This window comes from Verrucosispora sp. TAA-831, from assembly GCF_050780145.1.
Classification (GTDB): domain Bacteria; phylum Actinomycetota; class Actinomycetes; order Mycobacteriales; family Micromonosporaceae; genus Micromonospora.
This window is the reverse complement of the sequence record NZ_CP192240.1, coordinates 2,361,056-2,378,105: the sequence shown is the minus strand read 5'-3', so window position 1 is coordinate 2,378,105 and position 17,050 is coordinate 2,361,056. Positions and strand designations below refer to the sequence as shown.

Annotated in this window: 14 protein-coding genes; 1 reads left to right on the top strand and 13 read right to left on the bottom strand. The window is 74.7% G+C overall.

Annotated features, from left to right (window positions below; translation table 11 throughout):
* Positions 1 to 18: 18 nt before the first annotated feature.
* From ACQVFL_RS10800 to ACQVFL_RS10750, 11 genes are all read right to left on the bottom strand, one after another.
* On the bottom strand, positions 19 to 2,298 hold the full coding sequence (locus tag ACQVFL_RS10800) for a hypothetical protein (protein WP_431729271.1): 2,280 nt from the start codon (positions 2,296 to 2,298) through the stop codon (positions 19 to 21).
* Positions 2,298 to 3,461, bottom strand: coding sequence for a glycosyltransferase family 4 protein (locus ACQVFL_RS10795; RefSeq protein WP_431729270.1), 1,164 nt, complete (start codon positions 3,459 to 3,461; stop codon positions 2,298 to 2,300). Before ACQVFL_RS10795 ends, ACQVFL_RS10800 begins: the two co-directional genes overlap by 1 nt.
* Positions 3,458 to 5,104 carry a murein biosynthesis integral membrane protein MurJ gene (gene murJ, locus ACQVFL_RS10790; protein WP_396699489.1) on the bottom strand — a complete coding sequence of 549 codons (1,647 nt, stop codon included), beginning with the start codon at positions 5,102 to 5,104 and terminating at the stop codon, positions 3,458 to 3,460. The genes ACQVFL_RS10795 and murJ overlap by 4 nt, the downstream gene beginning before the upstream one ends.
* A gap of 1 nt (position 5,105) precedes the next feature.
* Entirely contained in the window at positions 5,106 to 5,972 is an 867-nt protein-coding gene (locus ACQVFL_RS10785; protein ID WP_396699510.1) for a hypothetical protein, read from the bottom strand.
* An 89-nt stretch (positions 5,973 to 6,061) separates the two neighbouring features.
* Entirely contained in the window at positions 6,062 to 7,003 is a 942-nt protein-coding gene (locus tag ACQVFL_RS10780; protein WP_396699491.1) for a copper transporter, read from the bottom strand.
* Between the two features lie 27 nt (positions 7,004 to 7,030).
* On the bottom strand, positions 7,031 to 8,209 hold the full coding sequence (gene steA, locus ACQVFL_RS10775) for a putative cytokinetic ring protein SteA (protein ID WP_131054654.1): 1,179 nt from the start codon (positions 8,207 to 8,209) through the stop codon (positions 7,031 to 7,033).
* A 119-nt stretch (positions 8,210 to 8,328) separates the two neighbouring features.
* A complete protein-coding gene (gene recN / locus ACQVFL_RS10770; protein WP_431729269.1) occupies positions 8,329 to 10,086 on the bottom strand; it encodes a DNA repair protein RecN in 1,758 nt (585 codons plus the stop codon).
* Positions 10,087 to 10,143: 57 nt separating this feature from the next.
* Positions 10,144 to 11,028: an NAD kinase gene (locus tag ACQVFL_RS10765; RefSeq protein WP_396699496.1), complete on the bottom strand. Its 885-nt coding sequence runs from the start codon at positions 11,026 to 11,028 to the stop codon at positions 10,144 to 10,146.
* Positions 11,029 to 11,110: 82 nt separating this feature from the next.
* Positions 11,111 to 11,971: a TlyA family RNA methyltransferase gene (locus ACQVFL_RS10760; RefSeq protein ID WP_396699498.1), complete on the bottom strand. Its 861-nt coding sequence runs from the start codon at positions 11,969 to 11,971 to the stop codon at positions 11,111 to 11,113.
* A 15-nt stretch (positions 11,972 to 11,986) separates the two neighbouring features.
* Entirely contained in the window at positions 11,987 to 12,211 is a 225-nt protein-coding gene (locus tag ACQVFL_RS10755) for a hypothetical protein (RefSeq protein WP_431729268.1), read from the bottom strand.
* 103 nt (positions 12,212 to 12,314) lie between these two features.
* On the bottom strand, positions 12,315 to 12,932 hold the full coding sequence (locus ACQVFL_RS10750; RefSeq protein WP_431729267.1) for a phasin family protein: 618 nt from the start codon (positions 12,930 to 12,932) through the stop codon (positions 12,315 to 12,317).
* A gap of 114 nt (positions 12,933 to 13,046) precedes the next feature.
* Between ACQVFL_RS10750 and ACQVFL_RS10745 the strand changes: the two genes are divergently transcribed.
* On the top strand, positions 13,047 to 13,385 hold the full coding sequence (locus ACQVFL_RS10745; RefSeq protein ID WP_431729266.1) for an SCP2 sterol-binding domain-containing protein: 339 nt from the start codon (positions 13,047 to 13,049) through the stop codon (positions 13,383 to 13,385).
* Between the two features lie 49 nt (positions 13,386 to 13,434).
* Here the strand turns inward: ACQVFL_RS10745 and ACQVFL_RS10740 are convergent, their stop codons facing one another.
* Complete coding sequence (locus tag ACQVFL_RS10740) at positions 13,435 to 14,454, bottom strand: HAD-IIA family hydrolase (protein WP_431729265.1); 1,020 nt, start codon at positions 14,452 to 14,454, stop codon at positions 13,435 to 13,437.
* Positions 14,451 to 15,398, bottom strand: a complete 948-nt coding sequence (locus ACQVFL_RS10735; RefSeq protein ID WP_431729813.1) for a tetratricopeptide repeat protein — start codon at positions 15,396 to 15,398, stop codon at positions 14,451 to 14,453. Before ACQVFL_RS10735 ends, ACQVFL_RS10740 begins: the two co-directional genes overlap by 4 nt.
* Between the last annotated feature and the right edge of the window lie 1,652 nt (positions 15,399 to 17,050).

The following is a 17,050-nucleotide window of genomic DNA, read 5'->3' as shown; positions in this document are numbered from 1 at the left end:
GAGGTACGGCCCTCGGGGTCACCCGGTGGCGACCTCCGCCGACGACCGTACCGCCCGGCCACGCCCGCGCTCACCCTCCGCAGCGGGCGCGGGCCCCTCCCCCACCGGCACACCGGCCCGCGTCGCGTCCTCGGCCTCTGGGGCCGCCGCGTCGCCCGTGCGGTCGTCGGACCGGATGACGTCGGACGGCCGGTCGGTGGCCGGCCGGGTACGGTCCGCCGAGTGGTCGAGCACCCGCAACGCGGACAACGCCGCCATCGGCACCACCACGGCCGCCGCCGCACCGGCCACGTCCAGCGCCGCCGCGCTCAGCACCCCGCCGATACCGACCGCCACGCCGGTGCCCGCCATCGCCGCCCGGATCGCCGGGTAGATGCCGAACAGCCGCATCAGCCCACCCCAGGGCTGCAACAGCGCGAACCAGACCAGCAGCGCACCGGCCAGCGCCAGCACGGTCAGCGGGCTGTTCAGCAGGGTGTCGATGTTCGAGGCGCTGGACCGCTGCACGGTCAGCCCACCGGTGCCGTCGCCGAGCGCCGCGAGGAACCGGCCCAGGCTGCCGCGATCGGCCGGTGGACGGCCCAGGTCCACCACCGCGAACCCGACCATCACCGCCAACCCGGCCATGGTCGCCCAGGCCAACCGGGTCAGCGTCAGCCAGCCGCCCGCGCTGATCGCCGCCGCGACGCTCACCCCGGCGGTCAACGCGATCGCGCCGATCGAGTCGGCACCCAGGTACGCGCTGCCGACCACCACCACGGCGGCACCGCCCACCACCACCATCACCATCGGCCGCCACGCCCGCCGGACGTGCTGGGCGAGCCAGCCGCCGGTCAGCAGCGCGCCGGCCACGAACACGCCGAGTCCCACGGTGCCGAGCCCGGCGTACCGGCCGCCCTCCAGAGCCGAGTACCCGATCACACCGTTGAGCTGGAGCCGGGCCCCGGTGACCACGTCCAGGCCGACGGCCAACGTGGTGAGTCCGGCCACCGCGCCCAGCGGCCCCAACGTGGTGCCGTACCCCGGCGTCAGCCGCACCAGCAGCGTCGCCGCGGCCAGCAGCACCATGGTCAGCCCGGCGAACGAGGCGGCCGGGTACACGTTGCGCCACCACGGCACGGCCTCGGCGAGCAGGGCCGCCGGGATGGCCAGCGCCGCCGCCACCAGCAGCAGTTCCACCACCGCCACCACCCGACGGGACACCGGCTTGGGCCCGTACGGCCCCGCGTGCCGGCGGGCGCGGCGCAGCAGCGGCAACACCGCCAGGGCGAGCGCCACCTGCACGGCGGCCAGCAGCGTGAAGAACCCGCCCGCCACCTGCCGCTGCGCGGCCGACTCCCGGTCCGCGTCGGCGGGCTCGGCGATCGCGGCGGCCAGGTCGGCCGGACGGCCGCCGACCGACTCGGCGGGCCGGCCGAGGAACGGTCGGTCCGGCATCGGCCGACCCAGGGCCGCCAGCGCGGTCGGCGCGAGGTCGATCAGTTGCAGGTAGCCCTGCCGGCCGGTGCTGGGCGAGGTCAACCAGCCCTCCTCCCAGCCCGGGCCGTCGGCGACGGCCACGTGCAGCCGGGACGGCCGCTCGGTGTCGGAGACCCCGGCGACGATCACCAGCGAACGCGGCGGCCGACCCTCCAGCACCCGGGCCAGTTGGGCGTCGGCCACGCGGGCCGCCGCCGACCGGGACACCTCGTCCTCGCCCTCGACGGTGCCGAGGTCGACGATGCTGAGCACGCAGGAACCGAGCAGCTCGGCTGGATCCTCCGGCAGCGTCGGCGCGTACCGGTCGACCCGGCCGAACGGCCGCGCGGCGGCCACCGCCGCCCCCGGACCCACCGCCACCGAGCAGCGCACCGACTCCGACAACGCGCCCGGCACCGTGCCCCACGGCAGCCGCTCCTGGTTGCGCAGCACCACGCTCTCCTGCTGGGGCAGGTTCGCGCCGATGCCGTCGGGCTGGTCCACCGTCACGTCGGCCGGCGGACACCGCCCATCGGTCGGACCCCCGCCCCACGCGGCGAAGCCACCCGCACCGAGCGTGAGCCAGCCGTCCACCGGACAGGTGGGCCGGTACACCGACCGCACCGACAGCGAGCCGATCGAGCCCTCCTGCGCCATCCGCCACAGCGTCGGCGTGCGCTGCGGGTCCACGTCCTCCCACCGCAGCCCGGCCACCCCGACCAGCACCACGTAGTCGGCGCTCTGCCGGGGCGGCGGACTCTCCGGACGTGCCGCCAGCACGGTGACGCCGAGCGCCACCACGAGCAGGGTCAACAGGATCGGTGCGATTCGGCGCAGCATCACCGGCGTCCCGTCGACGGCGTGTCGGCGTCGGGCGTCGCCGGCCCGGCCCGGCCCGAGGTCAGCTCGGCGTAGAGCGCGACCAACTGGGCCACCGTCTGCGCCTCGGTGGGCCAGGTCTCGGCCCGCACCACCCCCTGCCGGCCCAGCTCGGCCCGGCGCGGCGCGTCGTCGAGCAGGTCGCCGACCGCCGCGTCGACCGCGTCGACGTCACCCGGCGGCACCAGCACCGCGGCGTCCCCCACCAGATCCGGCAGGCCGCCCACCTCGGTCGCCACCAGCGGTACGCCGGCCCGCAGCGCCTCCTGGGCGAACAGTTGGCGGGCCTCCCAGTCGCTGGTCACCACCGCCAGGTCCGCCCCGGCCAGCAGGTCGGCCACGTCGGTACGGTGCCCGAGCAGGGTCACCGGCGCCCGGGCGGCACTGATCCGGGCGGCCAACGGCAGGTACGCCGGACCACTCCCGGCGATCACCACGGCGGGCGGCGGGACCCGCTCCCGCCACCGGGCGGCGGCGTCCACCAACACGTCGTACCGCTTCTGCGGGTGCAGCCGGCCCACCGACAGGATCAGCGGCTGGTCGGCGGCCACCCCGAACTCGGCCCGGACGGCGGTCCTCCCCCGGCGCGGCGCGGGCAGCTCGGGAGCGGCCACCGGGGCGAGCCGGGCGTCTCCGGCGCCGAGCCCGACGGCGCGGGCCACCAGGTCGGCGGAGGCCCCGAGCGTCACCTGCGCACCCCGGGCCACCATCTTCTCGGCCCACCGGGACAGGCTGCCCCGCAGCCCACCGACGAGCACCGCGTTGTGCCAGGTCACCACCAGCGGGGCGGCCGGCCGGGCGAGCACCGCGACCAACCCGGCGCGCAGCCCGTGCGCGTGCACCACGGCCACCTGCTCGCCGGCCAGCACCCGACGCAACGCGGTGATCGCGCGGACGTCGCCCGGCGTCGGGCTGGCCGGGATCTCCACCGGCGCGAACCGGGCACCGGCCCCGACGAAGTCGAACTGGTCCTGGGTCGCTGCCGGCCCGCAGACCAGCACCGACTCACCGGCGGCCGTCAACCCGCGGGCCACCGCCCGGACATGCTGGCCGACGCCACCGGTGCTGGAGGCGAGCAACAACACCACCGTGCCCGACCGGGCATCCGCACCTCTCGCGCTCACCGGTTACGCCCTCCGTTCGCGCCACTTGCCTTTCCGTCCGCGCGCCCGCCGCTGCTCCGGCGTAGGCGTCGACGCAGACCGGTCAGCAGTGGCCGCAGGTCCCGCCGGTCGACCAACCAGACCACGCCGAGGAAGACGACTCCGACCAGGACTCCGGACAGCATGCCCTGCACGAGTGCCGCCGACCGCGTCGGGGTCTCGCCCCACCAATCCAGCAGCACCAGCGCCGCGAGCGCCGCCGTCGTACCCGCCGACACCCCGGCGGCCCCGGCCCGTACGGCACCGGCCAGCGCCGCCGGACCGGCCGCGCGCCGCACGGCCACCAGCAGCAGCCCGCCGAGCAGCAGCATTCCGGCCGAGTTGGCCAACGCCACGGCGAGCACCCGGTCGGACGTCGGGAGCAGTGCCGCCAACGGCAGCGTACCGAGCGTGACCGCCAGCCAACCGGCACTGATGGCGACGGTGGCCTCCCGGGTCGCGCCGCGCGCGTACAGGGCACGGGACAGGACCGCGAACAGCCCGTACCCGAGCAGTCCCGGCGCGAACCCGGCCACCGCCGTGGCGGTGGCGGAGGCGTCCAGCGGGAAGAACCGGCCGATCGGGCCGGCCACCCCGACCAGCGCCGCCGCGCCCAGGCAACTGGACAGCAGCACCGCGCGCACCGTCCCGGACAGGGTGTCGCGGTAGCCGGCCTCGTCGCCGCCGGCCGCCGTCTCGGCCAACGTCGGGTACGCGGCCGTGGCCAGCGGCACCGCCAGCACCGCCCAGGGCAGCAGATAGAACGTCTGCGCCAGGTTGAACACCTGCGGGGCCTCGGTCCGGCCGCCGGAGATCTGATAGAGGATCACCAGCGTGGCCACCTGTTGGGCGGTGACGGTGACCACCCCGGCGGTGACCAGACCACCCACCCGCGCCCGCGCGTCGGCCGGGAAGCCGTACCCGGGACGCAGTCTCAGGCGCAGCCGCCGCAACGGGATCAGCAGCGACATCGACAGCACCACCACACCGAGCGTGGTGCCGCCGGACAGGATCAACTCGGCGCCCCGGCCCGCCTGCGCCACGCTCGCCCCGGTACCGGCCACGGCGGCGAAGACGAGGTACGCCACGATCACCGTCAGGCTGGACAGCAGCGGCGCGATCACCGGCCAGGCGAAGCGGCGGTGCGCCTGGAGCACACCGGTCAGCACGATGCCGATGCCGTACAGCGGCACCTGCGGCGCGAAGACCCGCAGCATCCGGGCCCCGGCCGCCAACTCCTCCGGGCTTCGGCTGTGGAACACCGAGACGATCTGGTCGGCGCCCAGGGCCACCAGCACCGCCAGCGGTACCAGCAGCGTCACCGTCCAGGTCAGCAGCGCGCCGGTGGTCGCCGCCACGGCCCGCCGGTCACCCGCCGCGACCGCACCGGCCAGCAGCGGTACGACCAGACTGGCCAACGCCCCACCGGCCACGATCTCGAAGATGATGTTGGGGACGGTGTTCGCGATCACGTACATCGCGCCCAGGTCGCTGCCCTGCACCACCCAGGTGAAGACGGCGGTACGGCCGAACCCGGCGAGCCGGCTGACCACGGTGAGTACGGCGATCAGCGCGGCGGCCCCGGCCACCCGGCTGGCGCCGGCGAGGGGCGTCGGTCTCGTCACGTCAGTCGTCGCGACGGCCCAGCGCGTCGAGTTCACGCAGGCCCGGAGTACGCGCGATGACGGCGGTGAAGCTGACCTTCTCGCTGGCCGCCGTCAGGCCGGCCAGCACCGCCAGGATCCCGGCCCGACCGACCGGCCCGGTGCGGGCGGCCAGCGCCACGCCGAGCACGGCACCGAGGGCGTTGGCCCCGCTGTCGCCGAGCATCACGTCCTCACCGAGGTCGGCGGGGAGCAGCCCGGCGGCGGCACCCACCGCACCGGCGGCGATCCCCCCGGACGCGCCACCGACCAGCGGCGTGCCGAGCAGCAGGCCCGACTTCAACGCCCGCCCGGGGCGCAGGTCGAGCAGGTTGAGCAGGTTGGCGGTGCCGGCCACCACACCGGCGCCGAGCAGCACGTCCACGCTCCGCCCCAACCCGCCCTGGCGACGGCGGCCACGGTGCCCGGCCACCCGGGGGTCGGCGGCGAGGAGCGCGGCGGCACCCAGACCGGCCGCCCCCACCCCGACGACCTTGACCAGGCCGGCGCTGACCCGCCCCTGCCGCAGCGCGGCGAGGTGTCCCGCGAAGCCCTTGTCCGCCTTCTGCTCGGGTCGGGCACCGGCCACGTCGTCGTAGAGCCCGACCGCACCGGCGCCGAGCCCGGCCACCAGGGCCGCCGCGCCCGCCGGCACGCTGGACGCCCCGCAGGCCGCCGCGCCGGAGGCACCCGCCGCCAGCGCCGGTCCGGCCGCCAGCGTCACCGTCCGGCCACGGAAGTTGGTCCGTGCCAGGGTCGGCCCGGCCGGAGAGGTACGGATCCCACGTAGCGCGTACCGGGCGGCAGCCGCACCGATCCCCGCTGCCAACAGTCGACCGAGCACGCCCACGCCCCAGCTCACCTCGCTCGCTCACGCCGTCCGCCCCGCCGGTCGGCGGGCGACATCGTCGAATCGGACACCCGGGGTGTCCCGTCGACTCACTGGGGCAGTTTAGGCAGCAGCCCGTCGACGTTGTCGCCCACGCCGTACTGGCCGGCCTTGCGCTCGTTGAGCTGCTGCACGACGGCCAGCGAGGTGACGAGCTGTCCCTGCACGGTGTTGGCGTTGTCGACGGTGGAGATGGTCTGCGCCAGCACCGCGTCGCCCCGGACGAAGGAGACCAGGTTGCCGCCGGTGAAGCCGTTTCCGGCGACCACGATGCCGCCGGTGCGGTCGAACTGCTCGGCGATCTTCACCACCGACTCGTCCTTCTTGGCGGAGTCCTTGTCCACGTACGGCTGGCCGCTGACCACCACGACCGCCTCGGCGGCGTTGGTGATCCGGTCGGCGGTGGTCAGGTAGTTCGCGTTCGCGTACGCGGTCACCACCGCCCGCCGGTCGGCCTCGGTGACCGGCTCGGCACCGGCCGGCTGGTCCAGCAGCACGGTGGCCAGCAGGGCGCTGGAGGTCTCCACGCCGTGCCCGTTGCCGGGCAGGCCGCTGGTCGGCGCGCTGGTGGGTCGGGCCGCGGTGACCGCGAGCTCCAGCAGGTTGTTGTTGTTCTCCGGGTTGATGAACTTGTCCTGCAGGTCGATCCGGCCGATGACGTCGGCGTTCGCCAACTTGAGCATCTCGATCACGCCGTCGGTGTGGTCCCGGCCGGTGGGCAGGCTGAGCACCAGCACCCGCTTGCCGGCCAGCTTGCCCGGCAGCATCACCTGGGCCATCTCGGCCGCGAACTCCTCCTCCAGCTCCAGCTCCCGCTGCATGTTCTGGACCGTCTGGCGCATCTGCTGGTTGTCCTTGCGCAGCGAGTTGACGGTCTCCTTGAGCGAGTCCGCGACCGGGCCGTTGAGGGCGGCTGTGCCGACGACCAGGCCGATCGCCAACGCGAGGAAGACCGCGGTCAGGGACACCACGTGGTACCGGAAGTTGATCACGCTTGCAGCCTCTTGATCGGTCGGGAGCTAGAAGAGCTGGCCGAGCTGGAACACAAAATTGTCCCACCACTCGGAGACCACGCCCAAATACGCCTTGCCGACGGTGGACACCGCCACCGCCGAGGCCATCGCCGCCACCGCCGACAGCACCAGCAGCAGCAGCGAGGAACCCGAGATGCTCTGCCGGTAGAGCCGGCTCACCCCCTTGGCGTCGACCAACTTGCCACCGACCTTGAGCCGGGTGAGGAACGTCGACGCCATGCCGCCGCGCCCCTTGTCCAGGAACTCGACCAGGGTGGCGTGGGTGCCCACCGCGACGATCAGCGAGGCGCCCTTCTCGTCGGCCAGCAGCATGGCGAGGTCCTCGCTGGTGGCGGCGGCCGGGAAGGTCACCGCCGGCACCCCCAGGCCGTTGACCCGGGGCAGGCCGGGAGCCCGACCGTCCGGGTAGGCGTGCACGATCACCTCGGCGCCGCAGCGCAGCACGTCGTCGGTGACCGAGTCCATGTCACCGATGATCATGTCTGGCGTGTAACCCGCCTCGACCAGCGCGTCCGCCCCGCCGTCGACGCCGATCAGCACCGGCTTGAACTCCCGGATGTACGGGCGCAGCACGTCCAGGTCGGCCTTGTAGTCGTAGCCCCGCACCACGATCAGGCAGTGGCGGCCCTGGATCTCGGTGGCGATGTCCGGTACGCCGACACCGTCGAGCAGCAGGTCACGTTCCTGCTTGAGGTAGTCCATGGTGTTGGCGGCGAACGCCTCCAACTGCACCGACAGGCCCTCGCGGGCGTCGCTCATCGCCTTGGCCACGCTCTCGGCGTCCTGCAGGCTGCCGTGTGCCAGCGGCTCGTCGCCGAGATAGACGGTGTTGCCCTCGATCCGCACCGTGTCGCCCTCGCGGATCCGCTCGAAGACCCCCTCACCGAGGTCGTCCAACAGCGGGATGCCCGCCGCGACGAGCACCTCCGGGCCGAGGTTGGGATAGCGGCCGGAGACCGACGGCTTGGCGTTGAGGACCGCGCCGACGCCCACGGCGACCAGCGAGTCGGCGGCGACCCGGTCCAGGTCGACATGGTCGATCACCGCGATGTCACCGGGGCGGAGCCGACCGACCAGGCGTTTCGTCCGGCGATCGAGGCGGGCGGTGCCGAGGATTCGTCCCGGTTCCGCGTTCCGGGTCCGGCGCAACGTGGGTAGACGCATCGTGACCATCCTGGCATGTGAGGCAGGCGAATCTGTCGCGACATGCCTGAGCAGGGCCGCCTACCCAGGGAAGCACAGATGGGCGAGGGCCGGTGTGCCTCCGCTCACAATGACGGTCCTCACGACCGCCGTTCGCGGGCCGCGACGGCCAACAACTCCTCCGCGTGGGCGATACCCAGATCCGAGTCCGGCAAACCCGCCAGCATCCGGGCCAGTTCCCGGGCCCGCTCGGTGTCCTCCACCACCCGTACCCCGCTGGTGGTCACCGCGCCACCGGTGTCCTTCGCCACCACCAGGTGCCGGTCGGCGAACGCGGCCACCTGCGGCAGGTGGGTCACCACGAGCACCTGGTGGCTGCGGGCCAACCGGGCCAGCCGACGGCCGATCTCCACCGCCGCCTGACCGCCGACCCCCGCGTCGACCTCGTCGAAGACCAGCGTGGGCGGCCCGCCCGAACCGGCGAAGACGACCTCGATGGCGAGCATCACCCGGGACAGCTCACCGCCGGACGCGCCCCGCTGCAACGGCAGCGACGGCGCACCCGGGTGGGCCAGCAGCCGCAACTCGACCTCGTCGCCGCCGTCCGGCCCGACACCGACCTCCACCCCGTTGACCGGCAACGTGGGCTCGGTCCGTCCGGCCGGTCGGGGCAGCACCGTTACCTCGACGCGGGCGTGCGGCATGGCCAGCCCGGCCAACTCGACGGTCACCTGCTCGGCGAAACGCACCGCCGCCTCCTGGCGGGACGCCGACAACCGGCCGGCCAACTCGGCCACCTCACCGGCCAACCGGGACGCCTCCCGGTCCAACTCCTCAAGGAACTCGTCGGAGATGTCCAGGTCGGACAGTCGGGTCCGGGCCCGCTCCGCCCAGGCGATCACCCCGTCGACGTCGTCGGCGTACTTGCGGGTCAACGCCCGCAACGCGGCCCGGCGCTCGTAGATGCTCTGCAGCCGGGCCGGATCGGCGTCCAACCCGGTGAGATACGTCGACAACTCCACCGACACGTCGGCGACCAGCGTCGCAGCCTCCTCCAGGCGGGCCGCCAACTCCCCCAGGGCCGGATCGGTGCCGGCCTGCGCCTCCAACGTCCGCCGGGCGGTGCCGAGCAACGCCGAGGCGTCGGTGGTCTCGTCGGCCGCCTCCAACCCGCCGGCCACGCACTGGTGGGCCACCTGCGCCGCGGTACGCAACCCCTCGGCGTGCTCCAGCCGCTGCGCCTCGGTCTTGAGCTCGTCGTCCTCACCGGCCTGCGGGTCGACCCGGGTGATCTCGTCGAGCCCCAGCCGCAGCAGATCCGCCTCCTGGTGGCGCTCCCGCGCGTTGCGCCGCCGGTCGGCCAGGTCGTCGACCACCCGACGCCACTGCGTGTACGCCTCGCGCATGGCCTCCAGCAGCTTCTCGTGCTCCGGCCCGGCGAAGCGGTCCAACGCGGCCCGCTGCTCGGCCGGACGCAGCAGGCGCAACTGGTCGGACTGGCCGTGTACGGCCACCACCTGTTCGCCCACCTCGCCGAGCGTCGACACCGGCATGCTCCGCCCGCCCAGGTGCGCCCGGGAGCGACCCTCCACGGTGACCGTACGGCTCAACTGCATCGCGCCGTCGTCGTCGGGCTCGCCACCGGCGTCGGTGATCCGGGCGTGCACCGACTCGGCGACCCGACCGGTCAGACGCAGGCGGCCCTCGACGACGGCCCGGCCGGGCTGGGCACGCACGCGCCCGGCGTCGGCACGGCCCCCGAAGAGCAGGCCCAGGCCGGTGACCACCATCGTCTTGCCGGCCCCGGTCTCGCCGGTGATGACGTTCATGCCGCCGGCAAGCGGCAGCGTGGTGTCCTCGATGACGCCCAGTCCGGTGATGCGTAGCTCCTCCAGCACAGCACCCGACAGTAGACGCGTGGCCCGACACTTGACCAGCCGGCGCGGCGACCCGGGTCAGCGGCGGTTGCCCCGCCAGCCGTGCACCGGCAGGTCGAACTTGGCCACCAGCCGGTCGGTGAACGGCCGGTCCCGCAGCCGGACGATCCGCACCGGCAGGGCGCCGCGACGCACCGTGAGCCGAGCACCCGGCGGCAGGTCGTAGACCCGCCGCCCGTCGCAGCAGAGCACCGCCAGCGTGGTGAACGGGTCCACGGTGATCGAGATGGTGGAGGTGGGTGCGGTCACCAGCGGGCGGCTGAACAGGGCGTGCGCGCTGATCGGCACCAGCAGCAGCGCCTCCACCTCGGGCCAGACCACCGGCCCGCCGCCGGAGAAGGCGTACGCCGTCGAACCGGTCGGCGTGGCGCAGACCACCCCGTCGCACCCGTACCGGGACAGCGGCCGACCGTCCACGTCGACCAGCAGCTCCAGCATCTGGGCCCGCTCGCCCTTCTCGACGCTGATCTCGTTGAGCGCCCACGACTCGATCGTCGGCCCACCGTCGAACTCGGCGGTCACGTCCAGGGTGAGCCGCTCGTCGACGCTGTAGTTGCGGCCCACCACGTCGCGGACCGCCAGGTCCAGGTCGTCGATCTCCGCCTCGGCCAGGAAACCGACCTTGCCGAGGTTGATGCCGAGCAGCGGCACCTTCGCCGGCCGGGCCAGCTCGGCGGCGCGCAGGAACGTGCCGTCCCCACCGAGCGCGAAGACGATCTCGGCGCCCTCGGCCGCCTCCGGCCCGGTCACCGGCACCGCGCCCGGCAGGTCGAGATCCTCGGCCTCCTCGGCCACCACCCGCACCTCGAAGCCGGCGGAGATCAGGTCGGCCGCGACCGTACGCGCGTGTTCCGTGCTGCGCCGACGACCGGTGTGGGTCACCAGCAGGGCGGTACGGGTCACCGGAGGGCCCGCCCGCCGTGGGTCGGCCGTCGCGTCGAACCACCCGGCGGACGTACCCCCGCCGTGGCGGAGTTGCCCTCGCTCACCCGGCCACCTCCTTCGTCACCTCGTCACGCGGGTCACCGGCGGACGCCGGCGCGCCGGGCCCGGCCGCCACCACGGCCCGCACCCGTTCCGGGTCGGCCGGTGGCGCGTCCCGGCGTAACCATACGAAGAACTCCACGTTGCCGCTCGGCCCGGGCAGCGGACTGGCCGCCAACTCCGCCAACCCCAGTCCCAGTGTCGCGGCGGACGCGGCGACGTCGAGCACCGCCTCGGCGCGTAGCGCCGGATCCCGCACCACGCCACCGGCGCCCACCCGGTCCCGGCCCACCTCGAACTGCGGCTTGACCATCAACGCCAGGTCACCCTCGGCGGCGGTGCAGGCGGCCAGCGCCGGCAGCACCAGCCGCAGCGAGATGAACGACAGGTCGGCCACGGTCAGGTCGACCTGCCCACCGATCACCTCGGCGGTCAGCGTCCGGACGTTCGTCCGTTCCAGGACCCGGACCCGCTCGTCGGTCCGCAACGACCAGGCGAGCTGGCCGTAGCCGACGTCGACCGCGACCACCTCGGCCGCACCCGCGCGCAGGAGCACGTCGGTGAAGCCGCCGGTGGACGCCCCGGCGTCCAGGCAGCGCCGACCGGTCACGGTCAGCCCACCGGGAGCGAACGCGGCGAGCGCGCCGGCCAGTTTGTGTCCGCCCCGGGAGACGTACTCGGAGGTGGGGTCGGCGCCGGTGACCACCAGCGGGTCGGCGGGGTCGACCATCGCGGCGGCCTTGCGGGCCACCATCCCCCGGAGCTGGACCCGACCGGCCTCGACCAGCGCGGCGGCCTGCTCCCGCGACCGGGCCAGGCCACGGCGGACGAGTTCGGCGTCCAACCGGTTACGACGTGCCATGGGTGGACGGCCTCCTCAGGCCTGGTCGATGGTGGCGAGCGTTTCCCGCAACGTCTGGTAGGCGGCCTCGTACTGGGCGATCTGGTCGGCCGGGACGAGGTTCGCGGCGTTCACCATCGCCTGCACGGCGGCGTCCACCGCCGGGTGCCCCGCGTCGTCGGCACCGTCGCCGGTCCACGTCTGCGGCGGCGGGCCCGGCCGGGGACCCGGCGGCGGCCCGGGCCGCGGCGAGACGTTCACCGTCGCGCTCCGGCCGGCGTCGCGCCGGTCACCGCACCCGATGCGACGTCCCGCCGCGCGTCGGCCGCCTGAGCCCGCCGGAGGTGACGCGCGAGACGGGCGGTCACGGCGCGGTGTCCGGGCGCGGCCGGGTGGCCTTCGCCGGTCGGGTCGGCGCGTCGCCGTCGGCGGGACGCGCCACCGAGCCTGGCGTCTTCTTCGCCACCGCCTTCTTGGCGACCTTCGCCACCGCCTTCTTGGCCACCGGCTGATCCGCCGCGGGCGGCGGGGCACCGGCCTTCTTCGCCACGGCCTTCTTGGCGACCGCCTTCTTCGCCGGGCCCGGTCCGGGCGGCGGGGCCGCCGCCGCGGTCTCGGCGGCCTCGGCCGCCACGTCGGCGGGCGAGCCGCCCTCCGGGCCGCCGGAGCGTACGGCGGTGTCGGTCATCGTGCGCAACCGGCGTTCCAGCTCGCGTACCCGCCGCTCCAGCTCCTCGACCTCGTCGGCGGTGGCCAACCCGACCGCGCCGAGCGCACGTTCGACCTCGAACCGCACCAGCTTGGTCAGCGCCTCCCGGTTCTCCGCGCCGGTCGAGCGCAACTCCTCGGCCAGCGTCTGGAGCTGCGCGGCGGTCGCGCCGGTCGAACCGGCCAAGCGGCGCACCGCGTCCTGCGCCTTCTTCCGGGGCGCCTCCGTCAGGCCCATGGCCAGTTCGAGGTAGGCGCGCCACGCGTCCTGCATGCCTGAGTCCTTTCACCCGGGGTTCCGGCAGGTGTCACGCTACCGGGCCGCGGTCGGCGTCCCATGCGGTACGGTGCCCGGAGTACGACGTGGTGTGAGGCGAGGAGGCGACGGGTGGCCACCGTGGACGAGTGTCGACAGGCGTTGCAGGACCTGGCCGCCCGGCTGGACCGCAACGCGGAGACCGTCCGCGAGCACGTCGACCTCGACCGCACGCTGGCCTGCCGGGTCAGCGACCTGGAGACCGCCTTCCACGGTCGACTCACCGGTGGACGACTGGTCGGACTGACCGACGGCGACGACCCCACGGCGAAGATCGCCATGACCACCACCAGCGACGACCTGCTCGCCCTGGTACGCGGCGACCTCGACGTGACCCGCGCGGTGGCCAGCCGACGCGTCTCGATCAAGGCCAACCCGTTCGACCTGATGAAACTGCGCAAGCTGCTCTGAGATCCGGCACCCGCCGCCGGGACCTCGGCGCGGCGCGCTCGACGGTGAGTCAGCCGGTCAGGCCGAGGGCCTCCAGCGCCGTCGCCGCCTCCGGCGATCCCGGACGCGGTACGCCGTCCGGCCGACGCTCCCAGGCCACCGCACAGAGCGCCGCGAGCGCGTCCAGCGGCCGACCCGCGCCGGTCAACTCCCACCCGTCCGGGCCGGTCGTGACGCGCCAGCCGCCGTGCTCCGCACCGGCCGCCGGCACCCGGACCATCGCGGTGGGCTCGAAGAGCCCGGTCAGGTCCCAGGCCACGGCCGTCGGGCGGCGGTCGGTCGGTGCGGCGAGCAACTCGGGTACGTCGCTGACGCCGGTGAGCACCAGCAGGCTGTCCAGCCCCGCCCGGTTGGCGCCCTCGATGTCGGTGTCGAGTCGATCACCGACCACCAGGGAGCGGCCCTCGCCCGCCCGGCGCGCGGCGGTGGCGAACAGCTCCGGCGACGGCTTGCCCACCACCTCGTCGGGTTGCCGGTCCAACGCGGTCGCCAGTGCGGCGACCAACGAGCCGTTGCCCGGCAGGGGTCCCCGTCCGCTGGGCAGCGTCCGGTCGGTGTTGGTGGCGATCCACGAGGCTCCGCCGCGTACCGCCACCGCCGCCTCGGCCAGATCGGCCCAGCCGACCTGCGGGCCGTACCCCTGGATCACCGCGACCGGCGCGTCGTCGGCACCGGAGACCGGGGTCAGACCCACCTCGCGGATCTCGGCCCGCAGCGCCTCGGCACCCACCACCAGCACCGGCGCACCGGCCGGCAGCCGCTCGCCCAACAGTTGGGCGGCGGCAGCCGCGCTGGTCAGCACCTCGTCCGGCCGGGCCGGTACACCCATCCCGGTGAGCAGGTCCGCCACGTCGGCCGGCCGGCGCGAGGCGTTGTTCGTGGCGTACGCCACCGCCCGGCCCTCACCGTGCAGCCGGGCGACCGCCTCGACCGCGCCGGGGATCGGCCGGTCGATCAGATAGATCACCCCGTCCAGGTCGAAGACGACCAGGGTGTACCCGTCGACCAGCCGCTCCCCGTCACCGCTCATCGCCGCTCGTTCTCCTCGGCCCGCTCGCCGTCCGTCACGGACGACTCACCGACACCGCTCGCCGCCGGAGCATCGGACGCCTCCACGACATCGGCCTCGACGACCTCGTCACCGCGCGACGTCGCCTCGACGGCCACGCCGCGGTCGTCCCCGACTTCGCCGTCCGCCGCCTGGTCCGTTCCGACCCGGTCCGCCGCAGCCTCGTCCCCCACCGTCTGGTCGGCGACTCGATCCGTCGGCCCCTCGGCCACCTCGACCTCTTCGGGGCGCTCGTCGGTGGTCAGCTCGCTGTCCGGACGGGCCGGTACCGCACCCGGCGCGCCGGGACCGGCGGCCAGTTCCTCGGTGGCCTCGTCCTCGTCGTCGCCCTCGATGACCACGCCGTCGAGTTCGAGCAGCCGCTCCGCCGCGTCGGTCTCCGCCTCGGCGTCGACCTCGGCCGCGCGGGAGAACCACTCCCGGGCCTCGGCCCGACGGTCCACCGCCAGCAGCGCGTCCGCGTACGCGTACCGCAACCGGGCGGTCCACGGCTGAGCCGTGTCGGTGGTGAGTTCGGGCACCTGGAGCATGGCCACGGCCGCGTCCCGCTGCCCGAGGTCGCCTCGCGCACCGGCGGCCACGATCAGCAACTCGATGGCGACGGCCGCCTCCAGCTTCTCCTGCTCGGCACCGCGGAACAGGTCGATGGCCCGCTCGGGGCGGCCCAGCGCCCGCTCACAGTCCGCGAGGACCGCGATGTGGCTCTGCACCCCACTCATCCGGTGGTACGTCCGCAGTTCCGCGATCGCCGTCTGCCACTCGCCCGAGTGGTACGCGGCCAGACCGACCGCCTCGCGGACAGCCGCGATCCGGGACGCCAGCCGACGGGCGGCCATCGCGTGGGCCAGCGCCTCGGCGGGGTCCTCGTCGATCAGTTGCCCGGTCGCCACGAGGTGCCGGGCCACGGTGTCCGCGACCCCCTTCGACAGCGACAGCAACTCGGCCCGTACGTCCTTGTCCAGGTCGGTCGCGACGATCTCGTCCGGCAGCGCCGGCGCGGGCGTACGCCCCTCCTCGCCCTGGTCGAAGCCGTCACGCCGGCCCCGGTCGTCCCGGAAGCCACCGTCACGCCGCTCGCCGCCGCGCTCGTCGGACCCACGGCGGAACCCGCCGTCCCGACGATCGCCGTCGCGGAAGCCTGAGCCGCCCGAAGCGCGGTCCCCGTACCCGCCGTCCCGACGGTCCCCGGACCGGAAGCCACCCTCCCGACGGTCACCGCCCCGGAAGCCGCCCTCACGACGGTCACCACCGTCGCGACGGTCCGGCCGGAAGCCGCCCTCACGACGGTCGTTGCCCCGGAAGCCTCCCTCGCGGCGGTCACCGTCCCGTGCGCCGCCCTCCCGGCGTGCACCGCCGAAGCCGCCTTCGGTACGCCGGTAGCCGCCGCCGTCGCCCTGCCGGCGATCGTCGTTGCCCCGGCGGAAGCCCTCGTCCCGTCGATCCGAGCGGTACCCGCCCTCCCGGCGCTCACCGGAGCCGTAGTCACGTCCCGGGCCGCGCGAGGAGTTGTCCCGGTCCCGCGAACCGCCATCCCGGAAGCCGCCCTCACGACGCTCACCACGGAAGCCACCGTCGCGACGGTCTCCGTCCCGGCGGTCGCTGCGGAAGCCGCCCCGGTCGTCGGAGCCCCGGCCGAAGCCGCCCTCACGACGGTCACCGTCCCGGCGCTCGCCGCGGAAGCCGCCCCGGTCGTCCGAGCCCCGGCCGAAGCCGCCCTCACGGCGCTCGCCCCGGAACCCACCCTCACGACGGTCACCGTCACGCCGCTCGCCCCGGAAACCACCGTCGCGGCTGTCACCGTCACGCCGCTCGCCCCGGAAACCACCTTCACGGCGGTCGCCGCTGTCGCGACGGTCCGACCGGAAACCACCCTCACGACGGTCACCGCCACTGTCGCGCCGGTCGCCGCGGAAGCCGCCGTCCCGGCGGTCACCGTCCCGGCGCTCGCCGCGGAAGCCGCCCCGGTCGTCGGAGCCGCGACCGAAGCCGCCCTCACGACGGTCGTTGCCCCGGAAACCACCCTCACGACGGTCACCACGGAAGCCACCGGAGCTGCGGTCGCCGTCGCGGAACCCACCGGTACGCCGGTCACCGCCCCGGGCGCCCGAGCCGCGCTCGTCGTTGTCGCGGCGGTAGGCCGGCCGGTCGTCACCCTGGCGACGGTCCCCGGAACCGCCCTCGCGACGGTCACTACGGAAGCCACCGGATCCGCGCTCGCCACGGTCGCCACGGAAGCCACCGGAACCGCCCTCACGACGGTCGCCACGGAAGCCTTCGCGGTCGCCACCGGAGCCACGGCGGTCGCCACCGAAGCCGCCGCCGGTACCCCGGTCGCTGCCTCGGTAGCCGCCCTCACGACGGTCGCCGTCCCGACGGAAGCCACCGGACCGGGAACGGTCAGCACCGTAACCGCCGGCGCCACGTCCACCGTCGCGGGAGTCACGCTCCCGACCGCGCTCGTCGCGGTACGACGGACGGTCGCCACGGCGGTTGTCGCCGTCACGGTCGCCGGGCCGTCCCTCGTAGCCCCGGGGACGGTCTCCGCCCTGAGGTCCAG